The 22,606-nt window shown below is 55.9% G+C and carries 15 protein-coding genes and 1 tRNA gene; 3 read left to right on the forward strand and 13 right to left on the reverse strand.

From position 1 onward, the window contains the following. Window positions 1-19 precede the first annotated feature (19 nt). Window positions 20-1,072 (forward strand): class I fructose-bisphosphate aldolase, encoded by a 1,053-nt coding sequence (fbaB, locus tag PSSD_RS02505; RefSeq protein ID WP_039333816.1) that lies wholly within the window; start codon window positions 20-22, stop codon window positions 1,070-1,072. A 100-nt stretch (window positions 1,073-1,172) separates the two neighbouring features. On the opposite strand, the gene PSSD_RS02510 is transcribed toward fbaB, so the two are convergent. The 5 genes from PSSD_RS02510 to PSSD_RS02530 form a co-directional block, all read right to left on the reverse strand. After that, window positions 1,173-1,859 carry a GntR family transcriptional regulator gene (locus PSSD_RS02510; RefSeq protein WP_039333818.1) on the reverse strand — a complete coding sequence of 229 codons (687 nt, stop codon included), beginning with the start codon at window positions 1,857-1,859 and terminating at the stop codon, window positions 1,173-1,175. Window positions 1,860-1,957: 98 nt separating this feature from the next. Next, window positions 1,958-3,418: a mannitol dehydrogenase family protein gene (locus PSSD_RS02515; protein ID WP_058969244.1), complete on the reverse strand. Its 1,461-nt coding sequence runs from the start codon at window positions 3,416-3,418 to the stop codon at window positions 1,958-1,960. Between the two features lie 52 nt (window positions 3,419-3,470). Next, a complete protein-coding gene (locus PSSD_RS02520; protein ID WP_058969247.1) occupies window positions 3,471-4,754 on the reverse strand; it encodes an MFS transporter in 1,284 nt (427 codons plus the stop codon). 80 nt (window positions 4,755-4,834) lie between these two features. Next, the gene (locus PSSD_RS02525) at window positions 4,835-5,845 is read right to left on the reverse strand and encodes a Zn-dependent oxidoreductase (RefSeq protein ID WP_039333824.1); all 1,011 of its coding nucleotides are present in this window, start codon (window positions 5,843-5,845) and stop codon (window positions 4,835-4,837) included. A 223-nt stretch (window positions 5,846-6,068) separates the two neighbouring features. Next, window positions 6,069-6,144: transfer RNA gene (locus PSSD_RS02530), tRNA-Asn, on the reverse strand. 308 nt (window positions 6,145-6,452) lie between these two features. Here PSSD_RS02530 and PSSD_RS02540 point away from each other — a divergent pair. Next, window positions 6,453-7,574 carry a Gfo/Idh/MocA family protein gene (locus PSSD_RS02540; protein WP_058969250.1) on the forward strand — a complete coding sequence of 374 codons (1,122 nt, stop codon included), beginning with the start codon at window positions 6,453-6,455 and terminating at the stop codon, window positions 7,572-7,574. Between the two features lie 81 nt (window positions 7,575-7,655). On the opposite strand, the gene yegS is transcribed toward PSSD_RS02540, so the two are convergent. The 8 genes from yegS to PSSD_RS02580 all read right to left on the reverse strand — a co-directional run bounded on the left by yegS (window position 7,656) and on the right by PSSD_RS02580 (window position 21,339). After that, window positions 7,656-8,555 (reverse strand): lipid kinase YegS, encoded by a 900-nt coding sequence (gene yegS / locus PSSD_RS02545; protein WP_058969253.1) that lies wholly within the window; start codon window positions 8,553-8,555, stop codon window positions 7,656-7,658. Window positions 8,556-8,786: 231 nt separating this feature from the next. Continuing rightward, window positions 8,787-10,154 (reverse strand): prephenate-dependent tRNA uridine(34) hydroxylase TrhP, encoded by a 1,368-nt coding sequence (trhP, locus tag PSSD_RS02550; protein WP_058969256.1) that lies wholly within the window; start codon window positions 10,152-10,154, stop codon window positions 8,787-8,789. Between the two features lie 140 nt (window positions 10,155-10,294). Next, a complete protein-coding gene (baeR, locus tag PSSD_RS02555; RefSeq protein WP_039333833.1) occupies window positions 10,295-11,002 on the reverse strand; it encodes an envelope stress response regulator BaeR in 708 nt (235 codons plus the stop codon). Between the two features lie 3 nt (window positions 11,003-11,005). Further along, window positions 11,006-12,397: an envelope stress sensor histidine kinase BaeS gene (gene baeS / locus PSSD_RS02560; protein WP_058969257.1), complete on the reverse strand. Its 1,392-nt coding sequence runs from the start codon at window positions 12,395-12,397 to the stop codon at window positions 11,006-11,008. Next, a complete protein-coding gene (locus tag PSSD_RS02565) occupies window positions 12,394-13,800 on the reverse strand; it encodes an MFS transporter (protein WP_058969259.1) in 1,407 nt (468 codons plus the stop codon). The genes baeS and PSSD_RS02565 overlap by 4 nt, the downstream gene beginning before the upstream one ends. 122 nt (window positions 13,801-13,922) lie before the next feature. Then, window positions 13,923-16,994 (reverse strand): multidrug efflux RND transporter permease subunit MdtC, encoded by a 3,072-nt coding sequence (mdtC, locus tag PSSD_RS02570; RefSeq protein ID WP_058969261.1) that lies wholly within the window; start codon window positions 16,992-16,994, stop codon window positions 13,923-13,925. After that, entirely contained in the window at window positions 16,991-20,113 is a 3,123-nt protein-coding gene (locus PSSD_RS02575; RefSeq protein ID WP_058969263.1) for an MdtB/MuxB family multidrug efflux RND transporter permease subunit, read from the reverse strand. Before PSSD_RS02575 ends, mdtC begins: the two co-directional genes overlap by 4 nt. Beyond that, window positions 20,113-21,339, reverse strand: coding sequence for an MdtA/MuxA family multidrug efflux RND transporter periplasmic adaptor subunit (locus PSSD_RS02580; protein ID WP_039333843.1), 1,227 nt, complete (start codon window positions 21,337-21,339; stop codon window positions 20,113-20,115). Before PSSD_RS02580 ends, PSSD_RS02575 begins: the two co-directional genes overlap by 1 nt. A 239-nt stretch (window positions 21,340-21,578) precedes the next feature. On the opposite strand from PSSD_RS02580, the gene PSSD_RS02585 reads away from it, so the two are divergent. Further along, window positions 21,579-22,541, forward strand: coding sequence for an aldo/keto reductase (locus PSSD_RS02585; RefSeq protein WP_058969265.1), 963 nt, complete (start codon window positions 21,579-21,581; stop codon window positions 22,539-22,541). Window positions 22,542-22,606 lie beyond the last annotated feature (65 nt).

Below are 22,606 nucleotides of genomic sequence, written 5' to 3' on the forward strand. Positions count from 1 at the left end.
CATTTATTCAGGAGCCAACATGACGGACATCGTACAGTTATTGGGCAAAGAAGCGGACACCCTTCTTCAACATCGCTGCATGACCATTCCAGCGGACAGCCTTTATTTACCCGGCGCGGATTATGTTGATCGTGTCATGATCGACAACAATCGTTCTCCTATCGTATTACGCAACATGCAAACGCTATACAACACCGGACGTCTGGCAGGGACCGGCTATTTGTCGATTTTGCCGGTCGACCAGGGTGTTGAACACTCTGCGGGTGCCTCATTTGCTGCTAATCCGGCCTATTTCGATCCCAGGAATATTGTTGAGCTGGCGATTGAAGCCGGCTGTAACTGTGTTGCGTCAACCTATGGCGTATTGGCATCCGTGTCGCGCCGCTATGCGCACCGCATTCCGTTTATGGTCAAGCTCAACCATAACGAGACTCTGAGTTATCCGACCCAATATGACCAGACGCTGTATGCCAGCGTAGAGCAGGCATTCAACTTGGGTGCTGTCGCCGTTGGCGCAACCATCTACTTCGGCTCTGAGCAATCACGTCGTCAGATCGAAGAGATCTCAGCGGCCTTTGAGCGCGCGCACGAACTCGGCATGGTGACGGTGCTGTGGGCGTATCTGCGTAACAATGATTTCAAGAAAGATGGCGTGGATTACCATGCCAGCGCCGATTTAACAGGCCAGGCGAACCATTTGGCCGCCACCATTGGCGCGGATATCGTGAAGCAGAAAATGGCGGAGAATAATGGCGGTTACAAGGCAGTGAACTTCGGTCATACCGACGATCGGGTTTACAGCAAACTGACCACCGAGAACCCGATCGATCTGGTGCGCTACCAACTGGCGAATTGCTATATGGGACGTGCAGGGTTGATTAACTCCGGCGGTGCTTCGGCAGGGGCCACCGACGTGGCAGAGTCTGTGCGTACGGCGGTGATTAACAAACGTGCGGGCGGAATGGGGCTGATTCTGGGTCGTAAGGCGTTTAAGAAGTCGCTGAAGGAAGGTGTGGAGTTGATTAATGCGGTGCAGGATGTCTATTTGTCGAAAGATGTGACTATCGCGTAATTAAACCTGGCTTACTGGCCATTTCGCGGGCGGGCAGTGCGCGTCCTTGGTCACATACTGATGTATGCTCCCAAGGCCTGTGCGCTGGCCGCCCCAAAACCTATGGCGCTTCAAACCACTCGCTATTGCGTTCAGCTATTGGCGTGATGGTCAAAATCATCTCTTGCAGATGGCGGCGCATGGCGCTTTCTGCGGCCTCAACGTCTTTGGCTTTCAACGCGCAATAGATATCTTCATGCTGCTGGATCAAACTTTCCGGCGGGGATACTTCACTCAGCGTCAGGAAGCGCACACGGTCCATGGTGGCTTTGATATTCTCCACCGTCTCCCATGCCAGCAGGCAGTTAATCCCTTCGGCTATCAGACGGTGAAATTCATCGTCCAGAGTTAAAAATGCCTGGCTGTCCTGGCGCTCTGCGGCTAAGCGTTGTAACTGAAGATTATGCTCCAGCGCCATCAGTCCCGTGGGGCCCATCTCCAGTGCCGCACGACGCACCACGGCGATTTCAACCGCTTCACGGATAAAGCGCCCATCCGCCACGCGCTGTGCAGAAATTTTGCGCACGAAAGTGCCACGCTGCGGCAGCACTTGAACCAGACCAGCTTCCGCCAGCTTGATAAAGGCCTCGCGCACCGGCTGGCGCGACACGTTAAAGCGCGCGGACACCTCTTTTTCCGACAGCAATGAGCCCGGATGAATGGCGCAGGTCACGATATCTTTGCGCAAATAGCGATAGATCTGCTGATTGACGGGTTCGCTGGTGGTTATGGTATAGGCAATCGACATGCAGCAATATCCGTATTACGGCTGGCGCAAGCCAGCCCGATGAGAAAGGTTCAGTCTAATCAGCACGCTGCATCTGCGCTACACATTTGTGAAGGCGCTTATGCCTGTGCCACCAAGGCATGTACAGTAGCGCGTGCACCCTGCATCGCAAGTTGCTGATAGAGTTCTGTGACGCGTGCAACAAAGGCGCTGTGGTGCAGCAGATCATCGCCGAACACGGCTTTCAGGCCAATAAGCGCTTTTACGCGTTCTGCGCCATCTTCACTGTGAGCCACAATGCTCGCCAACTGCTCTTTCAGCGGATCGCGAATCTCAATCGGCTGACCTTGCTCATCCACGCCGCTGACATAACGCATCCAGCCCGCGACACCCAGCAGCAGATAATCGCATGAGGTGCCATTACGCAGATGCCAGCGCACGCTGTCCAGCATGCGCTGCGGCAGCTTCTGAGTGCCATCGGTCGCGATTTGATAAGTGCGATGCTTAATGGCGCGATTTTCGTAACGCGCAATCAGTGAATCAGCGTAGGCCACTAAGTCTACGCCTTGCGTACGCAGCGTCGGAGCCTGATCTTGCAGCATCAACGCGCGCGCTGCCGTGCGGAAATGGGCATCGGCCATGCAATCGCTGATGTGTTCATACCCTGCCAGGAAACCGAGGTAAGCCAGGAATGAGTGGCTGCCATTCAGCATACGCAGCTTCATCTCTTCGAACGGCAGTACGTCACTGACCAGTTCCGCGCCAGCATTTTCCCAGGCAGGACGGCCACTCACGAAGTTATCTTCAATCACCCACTGGAAGAACGGCTCGGCTTCGACAGCAACAGGGTCGCTGCTGCCCAGGCGAGCTTCCAACGTGTCAAACGCGGCATCGGTCATCGCGGGCACAATGCGGTCGACCATGGTGGAAGGGAAGGTGATATGTGCGTGAGTGTACTCGGCCAGTTCAGGGCTGTGGCGTTCTGCCAGTTGCGTGATGACATTGCGAGTCACGTGGCCGTTTTCCGGCATGTTGTCACAGGACATCACGCTGAAAGGGGGAAGATGGCGGGCGCGACGGCGAATAATGGCGGCCAGAATCAGCCCCGGCAGCGAGCGCGGCTGCTCCGGATTTTCGAGGTCATGCACGATATCGGGATGATCAGGGTTGAGCTTGCCGCTCGACGGCATATAGCAATAGCCTTTCTCGGTGACGGTCATCGAGACGATGGCGACGTCAGGCTGGCTCATGGCTTCAATCACCGCATCAATACCATCCCCCTTGCCGTGCAGCGCTTGTGTCACCACGCCAATCACGCGGGTATTAAGGCTGTCATCCGCCATCTCGGTCACGGTGTAGAGTAAGTTTTGCTGACGCAGGGCCTGAATCAGTGCACCGCTGTTGAGATTGACTTCGCAGTAGCCCCAGTCACTCCCCTGCGCAGCCAGCTTATCGGTGGCGAGTGCCTGATGGGCGCGATGGAAGGCACCAAAGCCGATATGCACCATGCGAGTTTTCAACTGGCTGCGGTCATAAGCGGGGCGTTGGACGTCGGCGGGAAGGCGATCAAGCTCTAACATAGGAATTCCTTTTAGCAAACGGGGCGCTGAGCGCCCCATTATGGTCAAACTGTTAAGCGGAGACGGGTTTATCTGCGGTCTTTGGGCTGCGAATCACAAACAGCACTAACATCGCGCCAATCCCGGCAACACAGCCCGCCAGAATAAACGCACTGTCGAATTTACCGGTGTGCTGCACGATATAGCCGGTGACAATCGGGCCGACAATCCCTGACAGGCTGCCGATTAAATGGATAAAGCCACTGATACTGCCGACACGGCTTTTGTGCACCACGTCCTGAATAATCGCCCAGTAAATTGCGCCGGTGATGTAGAGGAAGAAGATGGAGATCGACATCATGATCACCGCCGAATTCACTTCTTTAATCGTACCCGCCAGCGCCACACAAATCGCCGCCGCCAGCAGTGACACGACCAACACAATCTTGCGCGATAGCAGCAATTTTCCGGTGATATTAAAGATTTTATCCGAAATCCAACCACCCAATGCCAGACCCACGAAGCCCACAATCCACGGGATCATGGTGGTGATACTCATGGATTTAATATCCAGGCCATGCGCCTGCACCAGATACGCCGGGAACCAGCTCAGGAAGAAGAACAGGATGTAGTTGTAGCAGAAGAAGGCAAATGCGGTCACCAGGATAATCGGCTGGCGCAGGTAATAGCCCATGCCGTGCGCTTTGCCTGAAGGATCGATCACATCGGCAGGCTCTTCCGCTTTCAGTTTTTCGACCAGAGCGCGCTCTTCAGGTGACACTTTTTTGCTGCGGGCCGGGTTATCTGCCGCGAAGAAGAACCACAGGCCCATCCACACCAGACCAATCACGCAGATCACCACGAACGCCGGACGCCAGCCAAATGACAGGGCCAGATAGCCGACAATCGGGCCCGCGACTGCACCACCCAGAGGGGAACCGGCACTGAGCAAGCCCATGGCGGTTGCGGCCTGTTTTTTCGGGAACCAGCCGTTGATGGCCTTGTTCGCCGAGGCGCAAATCGGACCTTCCGCCATGCCGAACAGCACGCGCAGAATCATCATCGACCAGAAGCCAGTAGCCAGCGCGGTCATGCCGCAGAACAGCGACCACATGCCGACTGCGGTGCCCAGCACGATGGTCGGGCCGAATTTATCGGTCGCCAGGCCACCAATAAAGTTAAACAGCGCATAGCCAAAGAAGAAACTCCCGAAAATCATGCCGAACTGCTCGGCGTTGATCATCAGATCTTTTTCCACCAGCGGTACAGTCAGGGACAGGGCAATACGATCGAGGTAGTTGATCATATAAACCAGGAACAACAGCAGTACGAGGGTCCAGCGTAGGTTCTTAAGCATACAAACTCCGACCTAATAGTTTTTCTAGTTTTGCCGGCGGGTACGCACCGGCATTAAGGACACCTGGTGTGAAGATTAACTCAACCCATTTGGAGAATCACTTTGCAGCAGGTACGGGGATCTTTTTCAAACAACGTCATGGCACGTTCAATCTCTGCGAGTGGGAAATAGTGCGTGACCAGTTTTTCAGGCTGAATCAGACCTTTTTCCATCCACTCAATGACCTGCGGGAAACGATTACTGTTGAGGCGCGAGGTAAACAGCGATAACTCTTTGCTGGTCAACGCTTGCTGCGTGATGCTGCAAGGCTCGCCAGAGAAGCCAAGTAGCCCGATACGTGCCGCCGGGGAGGCGAGGGCAGCAGATTCGGCCAAAATAGAAGGATGGCAGGCAGCATCGATAATCAGCGTGGGCTGAATGCCCTCCAACTGGGCTGCCAGTGGGATCTCGCTGTTATTGAATACGCGGTCAGCGCCATTTTCCTGTGCCAGTGCCAGACGCTCTGGCAGACGGTCGACCACCAGCACCTGTGCCACGCCATAAACGCCTTTCAGCACCTGAATCGCGGTCAACCCCATCGGTCCTGCGCCATAAATCAGTGCCACATCGTTTGGCTGAGGTTTCAGGAAAGCGGTGATGTTCGCGGCGATGGTAAAGGGTTCAACCATGCTGGCGAGTTTGTCTGGAATAGCGGTGGGCAGACGGAAAGCATTTTTAGCCGGGGCAACGGCAAACTCACTGAAGCCGCCATCACGATGCACACCAATCACCTGCAATTCTTTGCAGACGTTAGGGCGCCCGATGGAGCAGGGATAGCAGTGACCGCAGCTGACCACGGGATCAACGGCCACGCGCTCCCCGATGCGAGCGGCATCAACACCGTCGCCTACCGCATCAATCAGGCCAAAGAACTCATGGCCAATGACGCGCGGATATTTGGCAAACGGATTATGACCATGCCAGATATGCACATCAGAACCGCAGATGCTGGCAAACTGCACTTTGACACGCACTTCACCCGCAGCCGGTGCTGGCAGGGGACGGTCTGCTAAAACGAGTTCACCCGGTTGTTCAATTACGACACTTTTCATCATTTACTCCTGGCCGGCGCGGACGTTAAACGGTGCTGCTGGCATTAACGGGAAAGCAATGATGAAAAAATACGCTTACCAATACTACCATACAAGTCGGCGTTAAAGAGTTGTGAAGGCAGTCACAGAGCGAAGAGGTAACCAGAGGATCGGTGAGGTAAGTAAACAGGGTAAATCGCAGGCATAAAAAAAGCAGCCTTATAGGCTGCTCTTTTCAAGAATTTGGCTCCTCTGACTGGACTCGAACCAGTGACATACGGATTAACAGTCCGCCGTTCTACCGACTGAACTACAGAGGAATTGTTTGGAACGGGGCGCATAGTAACGAGCAGGCTCGGGCTTGTCAAAGCCCTTTTTCATAATTTATTCCGACTGCTGAATAAAGCGTCAATTCCTGCGCCTGAGTGGCTGCCAGAGTGCGAACTCGCACACAATCTGAGCCTCATTGTGATCCATGTCACCAATCGTATGCAAAATTACATTCTGATTTGTCGGTTTTGTCAGATACCTCGCATGTATGATCACAGATATTTCATTTCGCCGTTGTGGGCTGAAAAAGCGAAACATATATTCCAGATCAATTTCCATCCATAACGCCAGGTGCAGCATGAACAAAGTCAGAATCGGTATGATCGGCAGTGGTTACATTGGTCGTTGTCACGCAATTGCTTACGCTCAGGCACCGACGGTGTTTGCGCTGAAAGGGGAAATCGTGCGGGAAATGCTGGCGGAGGTAAACCCGGAGCTGGCAGCAAAGCAAGCCGCAACCTTTGGCTTTGCACGTTCAACGGGTGACTGGCATGAGCTGGTGCGCGACCCCAACATTGATGTAGTCGATATTTGTGCGCCTAACTTCCTGCATAAAGAGATGGCGCTGGAAGCGATTCGCCACGGTAAGCATGTCTATTCAGAGAAGCCGCTGTCACTGTCGGTGGCGGATGCCGAAGAGATGGTGCAGGCTGCCCAGAAAGCGGGCGTGAAAACCCTGGTCGGCTTTAACTATATGAAAAACCCGACCAGCCAACTGGCGCGTGAAATCATTGCGCGTGGTGAAATTGGTGACGTGGTGCACTTCTACGGTACGCATAACGAAGATTATCTGGCGCGTCCAGAAACCCCGCTGGACTGGCACTGTCAGAAAGCACTGGCCGGATTAGGGGCGTTGGGCGATCTGGCGGCGCATATTGTGAATATGGCGCACTACCTGGTGGGCGATATCGAAGAAGTCAGCGGCGATATGATGACGGTGATTAAGCAGCGTCCCGATCCCAAAGACCCTTCGCGCCAGCTGCCGGTGGAAAACGAGGACCAGGCCAGTGCGCTGTTGCGCTTTAAAAATGGCGCACACGGCGTGTTTGAAACCTCACGTATCGCCTGTGGCAGCAAAATGGGCCTGACCTATGTCGTGACCGGTACCAAAGGCACGCTGCGTTACACCCAGGAGCGCATGGCAGAGCTGGAACTGTATATCCATGATGAACCGGCAGGACGTCAGGGCTTCAAAACCATTCTTACCGGACCTGCGCACCCTGATTACGCTAACTTCTGTGTCTCAGCCGGTCACGGCATTGGCTTTAACGATCAGAAAACCGTGGAGATCCGCGATTTGATCAATGGCATTGCAGCAGGCGACCGCATGTGGCCCGATTTCGCGGAAGGCTTGCAGGTGCAGAAGGTGCTGGAAGCGGTAGCGGTGTCAGCGGCAGAACGCCGTTGGATGACGGTGTAAAAAAATGGGTCGCCATGAATGGCGACCCTACGAAAACAGAACCGAACCCTTGTAGGGTGCGCATTTATGCGCACCAGGTCACTAAGCCAGTAGCGGACACTGTGGTGGCAATCGGCAGCTCAACGCGCCGGGCATCACCTCAATCTCGAACTCGCTGCCGGTCAGCGGTTCACCATCCAGATTAAAGGTCATCTCGTGCGGTGAGCGGATAGTTAATGACTGCAACTGCGCGGTGGTGATATTCGGATTCTCATCATTACGCGTCAGCGAATGCAGCAGAGTCGGTAGCAACTCCTGCGCGGTGACGATGCTGAGATTCAGTTGCCCATCATTGATCAGCGCCTCCGGGCACAGCTTCTGCCCACCGCCTGCCTGACGGCCATTACCGATGCCAATCACCAGCGCATCACCTTGCCAGTTAAAGCCAGGACCGCTGATCTCACAGCTGTCGGGTTTCAACGCATCGACTCGCATCAAACCGTGAATAAAGTAGGAGACGCCGCCCAGCGCAGATTTCAGCTTTTCCGGGGTTTCGGTGGTAATGCGTGTGCCGAAACCCCCGGTCGCCATATTGATGAAGTAGCGATCGCCATTGACGCGGGCTAAATCAATCGCGCTGGCTTTGCCTAACACAGCAAGACGCAGCGCCGGTTCCATTTCGGGCGGAATGCCGACGCTGGTGGCAAAATCATTGGCGGTACCCAACGGCAAAATGCCCAGTGCGGGACGTTTTTCAGCGTCGATGGCGGCCAGAGCCGTGGCAATTTCATTGATGGTGCCATCGCCACCGCCCGCCACCACGGTTTCAGCCTGCAAATCTACCGCTTCTTGAACATAACGGTCGCCGTCACCTTTTTCCCAGGTGACACGCACCGCCAGATTGAAACCTTCATCTCGCAGCGTATTCACCGCCGCGCGCAAATCTTCATTACCAGCGCCTTTACCATTGAGGATCAGCAGGGTGAGCGGTTTGTTTTGCATAATCAGTTCCTTGAGGCGAAAAACGATGCAGTGGTTATAGCATAGCTGGGCGGGGAACTTTATCGGCGGGCGACGAAAAAAGAAAACCCGCACGGGGGAGCCGGGCGGGTGAATGAGGTGGTTCCTGGTACTACCTGCTGTTTATTGTTACTCGTTAGCAGCAGGCGGGATTCTAAAGCGAGGCGCAGCGGCGGTCTGTGATCCTGTTCTAACTTCGCTGCATTCTTTTCATTATGTGCGCTTTTTTCCGTGCGGATCGTAAGTGCTGTTGCCATCGGTGAAGTTACGCAGCAGCAGGGCAAACGACAGATCCACCGTTTCGGGGACCGGGATCCACACCCGATGACCATCCCCTGGCGCCACGTCCACCGCTGCACCTTTATCATTCTGCATGGTTTCCAGCGTACAGTTCAGGTTGCCTTCGGGTGTCATTATCTCAACCGAATCCCCCAGCAAGAACTTGTTCTTAACGGCAATTTGCGCCCAGTCACCGCGACGCTCGCCGGTAAACTCTCCGACAAACTGCTGGCGTTCTGATACTGAGAACCCTTGCTCATAGTTTTGATAACTGTCATGAGTATGGCGGCGTAAAAAACCTTCGGTATAGCCGCGATGCGCCAACCCTTCTAAAGTCTCCAGCAGCGCGGGATCAAAAGGTTTCCCCGCCGCCGCATCATCAATGGCGCGGCGATAGACTTGCGCAGTGCGCGCGCAGTAGTAAAACGATTTGGTGCGCCCTTCAATTTTCAGCGAATGCACGCCCATCTGCGTCAGGCGCTCAACGTGCGCCACCGCGCGCAGATCTTTAGAGTTCATGATGTAGGTGCCGTGCTCATCTTCAAAGGCACTCATCACCTCGCCGGGCTTCATTTTCTCTTCCAGCAGGAATACGCGGTCTGTTGTCGTGCCGATCCCGAGCGTCGGTTCCTGAACGGCAACCGGTTGATGGAAACCGACGATATTGCCGATCTCATCCTGCTTGCCTTCTTCCACTTTGTATTCCCAGCGGCAGGCGTTGGTGCAGGTGCCCTGATTGGGATCGCGTTTATTCAGATAGCCAGAGAGCAGGCAGCGCCCTGAGTAGGCCATACACAGCGCGCCGTGGACGAAGATCTCGATCTCCATTTCGGGTACCTGCTGGCGGATTTCCGCGATCTCATCCAGCGACAGTTCGCGCGACAAAATCACCCGCGTCAGCCCCATTTGTTGCCAAAACTTCACGGTCGCCCAGTTAACGGCATTGGCCTGTACTGAAAGATGAATCGGCATCTCGGGGAAGGCTTCGCGCACCAGCATGATCAGACCGGGATCGGACATAATCAATGCATCGGGCTGCATGGCCACCACCGGCGTCAGATCGCGAATAAAGGTTTTCAACTTGGCGTTGTGCGGCGCGATGTTGACGACCACATAGAATTTTTTACCGAGCTGGTGGGCTTCTTCGATGCCTTTTGCCAGCACCTCGTGGGTAAATTCGTTATTGCGTACGCGCAGGCTGTAGCGGGGTTGCCCGGCATACACCGCATCAGCGCCATAGGCAAAGGCATAGCGCATATTCTTCAGCGAACCCGCTGGAGACAGAAGTTCAGGTTTAAACATGGGGGATTTCTCACTGATGTCAGGTCAGCATACCATCACGGATGGCAGGTGCAGAGGCCGCGCTAAGCGGCCCTGCAAAAGGTGGGGAATTGTAGGCGGGCCCGCACCCTGAGTAAATTGATCTGGATCAGTGAAAAGGGCTACAGCAGGCGGCAAACATCCGCTTCCCAACGATATCCCATGCCGTACACCGCGCGAATAAACGGTTGGTCTGCATCCAGGCTCTCCAGCTTGCGCCGCAGATTTTTGATGTGGCTATCAATGGTGCGGTCGGTAACCACGCGGTAATCATCATAGAGATGGTTCAACAGCTGTTCGCGTGAAAACACTTTGCCCGGTTCCAGTGCCAGCGTCTTTAACAGGCGGAACTCAGCAGGCGTCAGCTCCAACTGCTGCTCGCGCCAGCTGGCCTGAAAGCGGCCTTCATCGATCTGCAGATGCGAGGCTAACTGCGCTTCCTCTGGTGAACGCTTCACGCGGCGCAAAATGGTTTTCACCCGTGCCACCACCTCACGCGGGCTGAAAGGCTTACAGATATAGTCATCCGCGCCAATCTCCAACCCGAGCAGACGATCAATCTCTTCAATACGCGCGGTGACCATGATGATCGGCAATTCGGAGAAGCGACGTATCTCGCGGCACAGGGTTAAGCCATCACGACCCGGCAGCATCAGATCCAGCAGCATCAAATCGGGTGGGGATTGCTGGACATAGTTAAGCGCCTCGTTGCCATCGGCAATGTGGTGCGTGCGATAGTTAGACGCCTGCAGATAATCAATCATCAGCTGCGCCAGTTTGGGTTCATCTTCAACAACAAGGATCAGGGGATCGTTATTATCCGGGCTCATAAGCTATTTCTGGTGAGGAACATACGGCAAGTTTAGCGTGATTTGCAGTCCACCTAAATCAGAGTGATCCGCAGAAATGCTGCCGCCATGTGCTTCAACAATGTTTTTACAGATAGCTAATCCCAATCCGGAGCCGCCGCTGGCGCGATTGCGCGAGTTTTCAGCACGGAAAAAACGTTCAAAAAGTTGTGCCTGATGTTCAGCATCCACGCCGGGGGCGCTGTCGGCAACGCGTAATTGCCAGTAATTATCCTGCTGCTGCAGACTGATACGTGTTTCGCCACCGGCATCGGTGTAGCGCAGGCTGTTTTCCAGCAGATTGGTGAACAGTTGCATCAGGCGATCGGGATCGCCAAAGCTCTCTGCCTTAGTAGGCAGCGCCAGATTGAGAGCTAACTCACGGCTGCGATAGCGCTCGCTAAAGCTGCCAGCCACCACTTCCAGCAAATTCACTACATCCACTGGCTGCTTGCGGTAGGCGAGGGCACCGGCATCGGAGAGGGCAAGCTGATGCAAATCGTCCACCAGTTTCGTCAAGACCACCACTTCACTTTGCAGCGAGGTAATGGCTTCCGGCGTCATTTTACGTACGCCATCCTGCATCGCTTCCAGTTCACCCCGCATAATGGCGAGCGGCGTGCGTAATTCGTGAGAGATATCCGCCATGAAGGCACGACGATTGCTCTCATTCTTCTCCAGCGAACTCGCCAGTTGGTTGAAGTCACGCGCCAGTTGTCCTATCTCATCGCTACTGCCGACTTCCACTCGCGCAGTAAATTTCCCGGCAGCCAGTTCGTGGGTGCCGTCCACCAGGCGTTTCACCGGTGCCAGTAAACCGCGCGCCAGCAGCCAGGTGACCAGTGCTGCCAGCAGCGTGGTAAGCGCGACGATCATCCAGCTGGTTTGCCGCTGCTGCTGATCAAAGTTGATATCGGTGCTGCGCGTCAGGCGCTCGGCGGGGGAGGCGATCACCCAACCCACCACTTTACCGGTGCTGGTGGTGATATTGCGCCGCGTGCCCTCCGGCGGAACCGGTGAACGTGGGCCAGACAGCACTTTGTATTGCTGATCGATGATCCAGAACTGGGTACGCCAACCGTGCGGCGGCAGCTGGTTACTGCTGCCTGGGTTTTGTTCCAGCGAGCGTAAAATGGTGAAAATTAACCGGTCATTGTTGCGTAGAAAATCCCAGTCGCCATGCTGCTCATACTGATCGGCCAGCGCATCACTCAGCAGCGTCAGGCGCTGCTCGTTGCCCTTCTTAATGTAATCGACAAAACCATGCTCAAAGCTGAGGCGTACGCCCCAGTGCATGGTGATGATCACCAGCATGCAGGTGGAAAAAATCGCCATAAACAGCTTGGCGCCAATGCCCAGTTTGACTGGCTGCTTCATGCTTTTCTCCTGCCTCTGAGATCGACGTTTTTACTGACATCTTTCGGTACGCGCCAGAACACCAGGGCGGGCAATATAATCACCAGGGCCATACTCAGATAGGTGTAAATAAAGGTTTGATGGGCGGCTGCGCTGTCGGTCACCGCGCCGTGCCCAAAGGCACCAAGCAGCAAGCCGGCAACGGTGACGCCAATACTCATTGATAACTGCATGATCATCGACAACAGGCTGTTGCCGCTTGACGCTAAATCATCCGGGAGCTCTTTAAGCGTCAATGTGTTCATAGATGAGAAGCGGATGGCGTTCACCATGCCTTGCAGCAGCAGGACCACGGGCAGCGCCCATGTCCAGCCCAGTAACGCCACCACAGGGAACAGCAATACCACTAAAGCCAGTGCAACGGTCGCGCCGACCAACGCATTGCGATAGCCAAACAGATTAACGATGCGCACCACTACGCGTTTGGTACCCATGTTGCCGAGCACCATCGGGATCATCATTAAACCGGCGTGGAACGGGCTGTAGCCGAGGCCCACTTGCAGGAAGATCGGCGTCATAAATGGCAGCATGCCGCTACCGATACGCCCGGTAAAACTGCCAAGCAGACCAATAGAGTAGATGCGGTTGTCAAACAACTTGAGGCTAAACAGCGCGTTGTCGTTGTTGCGGCCATGCATCAGATAGAACAGCAGGGAAAACACGCCAACCAGAATCAGTGCGCCAAGCAACAGCGGTGAGCCACCGGTGCTACGCTGCCCGTCCAGCGCCAGGGTCAGTGTCGCCATGCCCACCGCCAGCAGCACAAACCCCAGGAAATCGAAGCGTTTGGTCTGCATGGTGTAGTTCGGCATCAGCGTCAGGGTAGCGATAGCACCAATAATCCCGACCGGAATATTAATCAGGAAGATCCAGTGCCAGCTGGCGTACTGCACCAGAATCCCGCCCAGTGCCGGGCCGAGCAGGGGACCGACCTGGCCGGGTGTAGTGACAAAGGTCATGGCCGACATGTACTGCTCGCGCGGCACGATTTTCATCACCGTTAAGCGCCCAACCGGCACCATCATTGCACCGCCGATGCCTTGCACTACGCGCGCCATCACCAGCTGGTCGAGCGAGGTTGAAAACGCACACAGCACCGAACCGATACTGAACAGCACGATGGCGCAGAAGAAGATGTTACGCACACCAAAGCGGTCAGCCAGCCAGCCGCTGATCGGCAGCGTCACGGCCACCGTCAGCACATAGGAGACAATCACCGAATGCATATTCAGTGGGCTGACATTCAGGTCGCGCGCCATGGACGGTATCGCGGTGTTCACGATGGTGGTGTCCAGCGACTGCATAAAGAAGCCGAAAGCGACGATCCACAGTTGCCAGCGTACGGTGGCGTTTTGCGAGTTCATAGCCATTCCTGTGTTAAACCAATTTCATCAATCGCATCCATCGTAGCGGCGTAATTTATCACGCTTATCTGTAGCGGCGGTGCGGCTGATACATGCGCAATAAATTGCGCCGCTACGGGTCATTACTCAGCGATTAACACACGTTTACTTCTACGCCGGCTCAGCTTGTCCATCATCAGATACACCACCGGCGTGGTGTACAGCGTCAGCAACTGACTCATCACCAGCCCGCCGGCGATGGTAATACCCAGCGGTTGGCGCAGCTCTGCGCCATCACCGCTGGTCAGCACCAGTGGCAATGCGCCAAACAGCGCGGCCAGCGTGGTCATCAGAATCGGGCGGAAACGCAGCTGACAGGCCTGGAAAATCGCGTCACGCGCGGATAGATTGCCATTGCGCTGCGCCTCTAGCGCGAAATCCACCATCATAATGGCGTTCTTTTTGACGATACCGATCAGCAGCAAAATGCCGATTAACGCAATCAGGCTAAAAGGCGTGTTAAACAGCTCCAGCGCCAGCAGCGCCCCAACGCCCGCCGAGGGCAAGGTCGAGAGGATCGTCAGCGGATGCACGTAACTCTCATAGAGAATCCCCAGCACGATATACACCGCTGCAATCGCCGCCAGCATCAGGTAAAGCTGGTTCGATTGGGACTGCTGGAACACCTGCGCTGTACCGGCAAAGCTGCCGCGCACGCTGGAAGGCACGCCGAGTGCGGTGACGGTACGATCAATGGCGTCAGACGCCTGAGATAACGATACCCCTTCCGGCAGGTTGAATGAGATGGTGGACGCGGCGGACAAGCCCTGATGATTGACGGACAGCGGTGCGTTGGCTGGCTGCCATTTGGCAAACCAGCTCAGCGGGATCGCCTTGCCATCACTGTTAATCACGAACATCTGATCCAGAGCACTGATATCCTGGGTATAGCGCGGATCGACTTCCATCACCACCTTGTACTGGTTAAGTGGCTGATAGATGGTGGAAATCTGACGTTGCCCAAAAGCATTGTTGAGCAGCGCGTTGGCGGCTGACACATCAATGCCTAAGCGCGCCATGCTTTCGCGGTCATAGGTCAGGTCCATTTCGCTGCCGTTATCCTGTTGATCCGAGTTAACGTCTGCCAGCTCAGGCAATGCGGCAAACGCCTGACGGATTTTCGGCTCCCATTCCCGCAGATCAGCGAGATTATCCGACAGCAGGCTGTACTGATAGCTGGCGTTGGATTCACGGCCACCGATGCGGATATCCTGCACCGCGTTGAGATACAGGTTGGCACCGGGTTCTTTTGCCAACTTGGTGCGCAGGCGGGCAATCACTTCCTGCGCGCTTTCGCTGCGTTCTGACAGCGGCTTCAGGGAGACGAACATCGAGCCGCTGTTAGTGCGTGAACCGCCGGTAAAGCCAGTGACGTTATCCACCGCCGGATCGGCCTTGATGATGTTCATGAAATCCTGCAATTTGCCGCGCATCGCCTGAAACGAAATACTCTGATCCGCCGAGATAAAGCCGTTAAGACGACCGGTATCCTGTTCGGGCATAAAGGTTTTCGGGATCGAGATAAACAGCCATACTGTCAGCCCCACCGTGGCCAGCAGCAGCATCAGCACCCAGATGGCGTGATTCAGCACCCATCCCAGTGAGCGCGCGTAGCCGTTTTGCACTCTTAACATCACCTTCGCAAACCCACGCGTGCGCGGCTGGCTGCGTTTTGCCTGGGGTTTGAGCAGGTAGGCGCACATCATTGGCGTCAGGGTAATGGAGATAAACAGCGATATCAGGATCGCTACCGATAGCGTGATGGCAAATTCAGAGAAGAAGCGGCCAATAATGCCGCCAATCATCAGCAGCGGCAGGAACACGGCAATCAACGACAGGCTCATCGACAAGACGGTGAAGCCCACTTCGCGCACGCCGGTGAGCGCGGCTTGCAGCGGCTTCATCCCGGCCTCAACGTGGCGCGCAATGTTCTCCAGCACCACAATCGCATCATCGACCACGAAGCCCGTGGCAATGGTCAACGCCATCAGTGACAAATTATTCAGGCTAAAGCCGCACAAATACATGGCGGCGAAGGTGCCGATCAGTGAAACCGGCACCGCCGCAGCCGGAATCAGCGTGGCGCGCCAGTCACGCAGAAACACAAATACCACCAGAATCACCAGCGCCACCGCGATGATTAATGACTGTTCCACCTCCTGCAACGAGGCACGAATGGTGGGAGAGCGGTCCTGGGCAATTTGCAGATCGATGGCGGCCGGGATCACCTCATGCAGCATCGGCATCTCACTGCGGATACGATCCACGGTTTCGATGATGTTAGCATCCGGCGACTTACGCACAATCAACAGGATGGCGGGCTTGCCGTTAGTCATCCCGGCATTGCGTACGTCCTGTACCGAATCCTGCACATTAGCCACATCGCTGAGTCTGACAGCGGCACCGTTGTTGTAATGCACCACTAACGGTAGGTATTCGCTGGCAGTTTGCAGTTCATCGTTAGTGCGCACTTGCCAGCGCTGTTGCACATCATCAATCGCGCCCTGAGGACGGCGCTGGTTGGCGTTGCTGATGGCGGTACGCACCGCATCCAGAGAGACGCCCTGGTTGAACAATGCCTGAGGATTGAGATCGACACGCACCGCAGGCAGCGAACTGCCGCCGACGGTAACATCCCCTACGCCCTGAATCTGCGACAGCTTCTGCGCCAGCTGTGTTGAGGCATAATCATACAGCTGACCGGGATTATAAATATCCGAGGTCAGCGTCAGGATCATGATCGGCGCATCGGACGGGTTCGCTTTGCGATAGGTTGGGCGGCTCGGCATGCCGGTGGGCAGCAGGCTTTGCGCGGCGTTAATCGCGGCTTGTACGTCACGCGCGGCGCCGTTGATGTCACGATCGAAGTCGAACACCAAAATCACTCGCGTGCTGCCGAGTGAGCTGGTGGAGGTCATCTCACTGACGCCGGCGATGCGGCCAAGCGAACGTTCCAGCGGCGTGGCCACCGAAGCAGCCATGGTCTCCGGTGACGCACCGGGCAGTGAGGCGGTGATAACGATTACCGGGAAATCGAGTTGTGGCAGCGGTGCCACCGGCAGCAAGCGGAAGCCAAGAATCCCGGCCAGCGCTATCGCCAGCGTCAGTAGCGTGGTAGCGACCGGGCGATGGATAAACAGCGCGAAGAACTTCACGGCTGCGCCTCCGAGCGCTTAAAGCGACGACGCGTGGCGTGAGCCAGACGATCAAACAGCAGATAGATAACCGGCGTGGTAAACAGCGTCAGTACCTGGCTCAGTACCAGCCCACCGACCATGGCAATCCCCAGCGGACGCCGTAACTCCGCGCCAACGCCGGTGCTCAACATCAGCGGCAGAGCGCCGAGCAGCGCGGCCAGGGTAGTCATCAGAATCGGGCGGAAGCGCAATAAACACGCCTGATAAATCGCCTCACGCGGTGCCATGCCTTGTTCTCGCTCTGCGGCCAGCGCAAAGTCGATCATCATGATGGCGTTTTTCTTCACGATACCAATCAGCAAAATAATGCCGATGATGGCGATGATATCCAACTCGTTGCCGCTCAACATCAGCGCCAGCAGCGCGCCAACGCCCGCGGTGGGCAGCGTGGAGAGAATAGTGATCGGATGAATAAAGCTTTCGTACAGCACGCCGAGCACGATATACATCGCCACTACAGCGGCGATAATCAGCCACACCGTGCTGGTAAGCGCGGCTTCAAAGGCCAGCGTGCTGCCCTGGAACTGCGTCATCATCTCGGCGGGCATGCCCACCTCATCTTCCGCTGCGCTGATGGCTTTCACCGCTTCACCCAGCGAATAGCCCTCGGCCACGTCAAACGAGAAAGTGGCGGAGGGGAACTGATCGAGATGATTGATACTTAACGCCGCATGACGCTCCTCAACCTGCGCAATGGCGCTGAGCGGCACGCTGCCGCCTGCGCTGCTGGCGAGGCGAATGCCGTCGAGACTGGCCAGACCCGGCGTTGCCTCACTGTTCTGCTCCAACACCACGCGATACTGGTTGGCCTGAGTGTAAATGGTGGAGATCAAGCGTTGCCCAAAGGCGTTATACAGTGCGTTATCCACATCCGCCATGGTAATGCCGAGGCGGCTGGCGCTGTCGCGATCCACGCGGATAAAGGCTTCGAGCCCTTGATCCTGCCAGTCACTGCTGACATCGCGCAGTTCTGGCAAGGTATTTAATTGCGCCAGCAGTTTCGGCACCCAGGTGCTCAGCGATTCCAGCGAGCCGGATTGTAGCGTGAACTGATAGGGCGTGCGGCTGGCCTGGGTTTCAATGGTTAAATCCTGCACCGGCTGCAACCACAGCGAGACGCCGGGCACTTTATCGATCTCCTGTTGCAGCCGTTTTTGCACCGCAGGAATACGATCGTCACGCTCACTCAGCGGTTTAAGATTGATCTGCAAGCGTGCGCTGTTCAGAGCAGCGTTGGTGCCATCGACACCGACAAACGACGTCAGGCTCTGCACCGCTGGATCTTTCATGATGACCGAGGCCACATCACGGGTGCGCTGCGCCATGCTGGTGTACGACACCGATTGGGGTGCCTGTAAGGTGCCCTGAATAATGCCGTTGTCCTGCTGCGGGAAGAAGCCTTTTGGGATAACGATCCACAGCAGCACCGTGAGCAGCAGCGTACCAAAGGCGACGGATAAGGTCAGCCACGGATGCTGCAACACACGCGTCAGCCAGCGACCATAACCGGCAATCACCCGGTCAAACATCGCTTCACTGGCGCGCGAGAAGCGGTTCTGCTTGCGCAGCGATTCGGCACTCAACATACGCGCGCACATCATCGGTGTCAGCGTCAGTGACACCACCGCCGAGATCAGAATCGCCACCGCCAGCGTCACGGCAAATTCGCGGAACAGGCGGCCAATCACATCGCCCATAAACAGCAGCGGGATCAGCACCGCGATTAACGAGAAGGTCAGAGAGATGATGGTAAAACCGATCTCGCCTGCGCCTTTGAGGGCTGCCGTCATCGGCTTCTCGCCTTTTTCGATATACCGCGAGATGTTCTCGATCACCACGATGGCGTCATCCACCACAAAGCCCGTGGCAATGGTCAAGGCCATTAACGTCAGGTTGTTGATTGAGAACCCAAGGAAATACATGGCGGCAAAGGTGCCCACCAGCGACAGCGGCACTGCCACCGCCGGAATAATGGTGGCGGGGACGTTACGCAGGAACAGGTAGATGATCATTACCACCAGGCCAATCGCCAGCATCAATTCGTGCTGGGTATCCGCCACCGAGGCACGGATGTTGGTGGTGCGGTCGGTAAGCAGTTTCACATCCACCGATTTCGGTAGCGTTGCGGTGAGCGAAGGCAGCAGCGCACGAATACTGTCGGCGGTGGCGATGATATTGGCACCCGGCTGGCGCTGCACATTGAGCACAATGGCAGGCTGGCGGTTGGCCCAAGCACCCAACCAACTGTTTTCCGCACCCTGTTCGATGGTGGCGACATCACCCAGTCGCACCGGCGCGCCATTGTTATAGCTGATGATCAGCTTGCGGTAATCCTCTGCCGAGGTCATCTGGTCATTGGCGGCCAGCGTAATTGAGCGTGTTGGGCCATCAAGACTGCCTTTGGCGGAATTGACGTTGGCATTGGTAATCGCGGTGCGCACCGTTTCACTGGTTAAGCCGAGTGCGGCCAGCGCCTGAGTGTTCATTTTGACCCGTACCGCTGGGCGTTGCCCACCCGATAACGTCACCAGCCCGACACCGGAAACCTGGGAAATCTTCTGTGCCACGCGGGTTTCCACCATGTCCTGCACTTGCGTCAACGGCATGCTGGTGGTGGTGACTGCCAGCGTCATGATCGGCGGATCGGCGGGGTTAACTTTGCTGTAGACCGGTGGGTTTGGCAGATCGCTCGGCAACAGGTTGGTAGCAGAGTTGATCGCCGCCTGCACCTCTTGCTCGGCGACATCCAGTGAGAGCGTCAGCTGGAACTGCAGGGTCACCACGGAAGCGCCACCGGAGCTTTGTGACGCCATCTGTTTCAGCCCCGACATCTGACCAAACTGGCGCTCCAGCGGGGCGGTGATCGAGGAGGTCACCACATCCGGGCTGGCACCCGGATAGAGCGTCACCACCTGAATCGTGGGGTAATCCACTTCGGGCAGCGCCGATACTGGCAGAAAACGGTAGCCGAGCACGCCCGCCAACAGAATGGCGATCATCAATAGCGTGGTCGCCACCGGGCGCAGAATAAACTGGCGTGAGGGTCCGCCGCTACTGTCTGGAGGCATCACCTGCATTACTGACGCTCTCCACGGGCAGGCTGGGCCGCGCGGGTGCTGTGCGTGGCGGTACTTTGTGGCGATACCACTTCAACCGTTGCCCCTTCCGTCAGGCGGTCGAGGCCATCCGTCACCACGCGGTCACCCGCTTCCAACCCGGCACTGATCACCACTTTCTGGCTGTCTTGTAATCCGGCGGTGACGCGTTTTTTACTCACTTTGTTTTCGCTGTTCACTACCCAGACAAAGTGCCCGTCATTGCTCATCTGCAATGCTGCAGTGGGGATCACCACCGCATCCTGCAACGTATCGACTTTCAGCCGCGCATTGACAAACTGGTTGGGGAACAGCGTGTCATCTTCATTAGTGAAGCGGGCTTTGAGTTTGATGGTGCCGGTGGTGGCGTCAATCTGGTTATCCAGACTGAGCAGGCTGCCGCTGGTGAGCAGGGTTTTGTTGCTGCGATCCCAGGCTTCGACAATCAACGGCTGGCCGCTTTTCTGCGCCTTCAGGATCTGGCTGATGTTGTTTTCGGCGACGCTAAAGACCACGTCGATCGGGTGCGTTTCAGTGATCACCACCAAACCGGTGGTATCGCCAGAGGTGATGTAGTTGCCCACGTCGACCTGTTTCAGCCCGACACGACCGGAAATTGGTGCGGTGATGCGGCTGTAGGTGAGATTGAGCTGGGCGCTGGCGACGTTGCCTTCATCGGCCTTAATGGTGCCGAGGGTTTCACTCACCAGCGAACGCTGAGTATCCAGTTCCTGCTGCGAGACTAAGGAGGTTTTCGCCAGTTTTTCATAGCGGCTGAGATCGCGTCGCGCATTGGCGAGTGTTGCCTGGTCTTTTGCTAACTGGCCCTGCGCCTGTATTAAGGCCACCTGATAAGGTCGTGGATCGATCTCGGCCAGCAGTGCGCCCGCCACCACCTGCTGCCCCTCCTGGAAGTGCAGCGCCATCAATTGCCCGTCAACGCGGCTTCGCACCGTGACGGTATTCGCGGCGGTAACGGTGCCGAGACCGCTGAGATAGTAGGGCACGCTCTGAGTGGTTGCCGCAGAGGCCTGAACCGGCGCTAACGGGCGACGTCCCGCACCGCCTGCGCCGCGTCCATGATGCTGTTGCCCCTCGGCCTGCGGTTGCTTACTCGGCTCTGCTGGATGCTGCCACCAGTAATATCCGCCGGCCAGTGCGGCAATCACGACAACGGTTATCAGACTTTTTTTTAATCGGCTGCTCATGGCTAAGTTGCTCTCCAGCGGTTTCGTTTTCCCCACATGCGAAAGCAAAATAACCGTTTCGCAAACGAAATGATTGTAGTCGCCCGTGCCGGGCAAAAATTGAAGGAATTAAGAATATCGTCCTGCGCGCGCTAAGTATTCATATTACGTAAACATTTTGGCAGGAAAACGCATAAGCGCAGCGATTTCCTTTGCTAAGCTCAAAGACAGTCCTGTCTCGTTTCAATAAGGAGAACAAAATGAGTCAACAGAAAACCCGTCAGCTTGGCGATAGTGGTATTCAGGTTCCGCTTCTCACTTTTGGCGGCAACGTTTTTGGCTGGACAGTGGACGAGAAGACCTCGTTTTCGCTGCTGGATGCGCTGGTGGAGAAAGGGTTGTTCTTTATCGACACGGCAGATGTCTATTCGCGCTGGGCACCGGGTAATGAAGGTGGCGAATCCGAAACCATTATTGGTAAATGGCTGAAGAAAAGCGGCAAGCGCGACAGCATCGTGCTGGCCACCAAAGTCGGCATGGAATTGTCCCCTGAGAAAACCGGATTAAAACCGGCATACATTCGCCAGGCGGTGGAAGATTCGCTGCGCCGTCTGCAAACCGATGTCATTGATCTCTATCAGGCGCATCGCGACGATCAGGATACGCCGCTGGTGGAGACCTTAAAGGCCTTCGATTCGCTGATCAAGGAAGGCAAGGTGCGTGCGATTGGTGCTTCAAATTACAACGCTAAACGTCTGCAGGAAGCCTTGGATATCAGTAAGAAAGAGGGACTGGCACGCTACGAAACCTTGCAACCAGAATACAACCTCTATGACCGTCAGGAGTACGAAAGCGGTCTTGAGCAGGTGGCGGTGAAAAATGGTTTGGGCGTGATCAACTATTACTCGCTTGCCAGCGGTTTCCTCAGCGGTAAATACAAAAAGCCCTCTGATGCCAGCAAGAGTAAGCGCGGGCAGGGCATTGTCGAGAAGTATCTCAATGAGCGCGGCTCCCGCATTATTGAAGCGCTGGAAGATGTAGCGGCTTCACATGACGCCTCGGCCACTCAGGTTGCACTGGCATGGCAAATCGCGCGTCCGAGCATCACCGCGCCGATTGTCAGCGCCACGTCGCTGCAACAGATTGATGAACTGGTAAAAGCCACCGAACTACAGCTGAGTAAGCAAGAAATCGAAGAACTGGCGAGTGCCAGCAAAGCCTAGAGAAGCCTGGGGCGCTGCGGTGCCCCACCTTATCTTTCTTTTTTTGCCATGCAAAAAATGCCATT

The sequence above is a fragment of the Type-D symbiont of Plautia stali genome (assembly GCF_001485335.1).
Lineage (GTDB): Bacteria > Pseudomonadota > Gammaproteobacteria > Enterobacterales > Enterobacteriaceae > Pantoea > Pantoea vagans_C.

Excerpts from the sequence above, each read along its gene's own strand:
- PSSD_RS02520 (WP_058969247.1), bottom strand. The coding sequence starts at position 4,754 with ATGCTTAAGAACCTACGCTGGACCCTCGTACTGCTGTTGTTCCTGGTT.
- PSSD_RS02540 (WP_058969250.1), top strand. The coding sequence starts at position 6,453 with ATGAACAAAGTCAGAATCGGTATGATCGGCAGTGGTTACATTGGTCGT.
- PSSD_RS02565 (WP_058969259.1), bottom strand. The coding sequence starts at position 13,800 with ATGAACTCGCAAAACGCCACCGTACGCTGGCAACTGTGGATCGTCGCT.
- PSSD_RS02580 (WP_039333843.1), bottom strand. The coding sequence starts at position 21,339 with ATGAGCAGCCGATTAAAAAAAAGTCTGATAACCGTTGTCGTGATTGCC.
- PSSD_RS02525 (WP_039333824.1), bottom strand. The coding sequence starts at position 5,845 with ATGAAAAGTGTCGTAATTGAACAACCGGGTGAACTCGTTTTAGCAGAC.
- fbaB (WP_039333816.1), top strand. The coding sequence starts at position 20 with ATGACGGACATCGTACAGTTATTGGGCAAAGAAGCGGACACCCTTCTT.
- PSSD_RS02575 (WP_058969263.1), bottom strand. The coding sequence starts at position 20,113 with ATGCAGGTGATGCCTCCAGACAGTAGCGGCGGACCCTCACGCCAGTTT.
- baeS (WP_058969257.1), bottom strand. The coding sequence starts at position 12,397 with ATGAAGCAGCCAGTCAAACTGGGCATTGGCGCCAAGCTGTTTATGGCG.
- baeR (WP_039333833.1), bottom strand. The coding sequence starts at position 11,002 with ATGAGCCCGGATAATAACGATCCCCTGATCCTTGTTGTTGAAGATGAA.
- PSSD_RS02510 (WP_039333818.1), bottom strand. The coding sequence starts at position 1,859 with ATGTCGATTGCCTATACCATAACCACCAGCGAACCCGTCAATCAGCAG.
- PSSD_RS02515 (WP_058969244.1), bottom strand. The coding sequence starts at position 3,418 with ATGTTAGAGCTTGATCGCCTTCCCGCCGACGTCCAACGCCCCGCTTAT.
- trhP (WP_058969256.1), bottom strand. The coding sequence starts at position 10,154 with ATGTTTAAACCTGAACTTCTGTCTCCAGCGGGTTCGCTGAAGAATATG.
- yegS (WP_058969253.1), bottom strand. The coding sequence starts at position 8,555 with ATGCAAAACAAACCGCTCACCCTGCTGATCCTCAATGGTAAAGGCGCT.
- PSSD_RS02585 (WP_058969265.1), top strand. The coding sequence starts at position 21,579 with ATGAGTCAACAGAAAACCCGTCAGCTTGGCGATAGTGGTATTCAGGTT.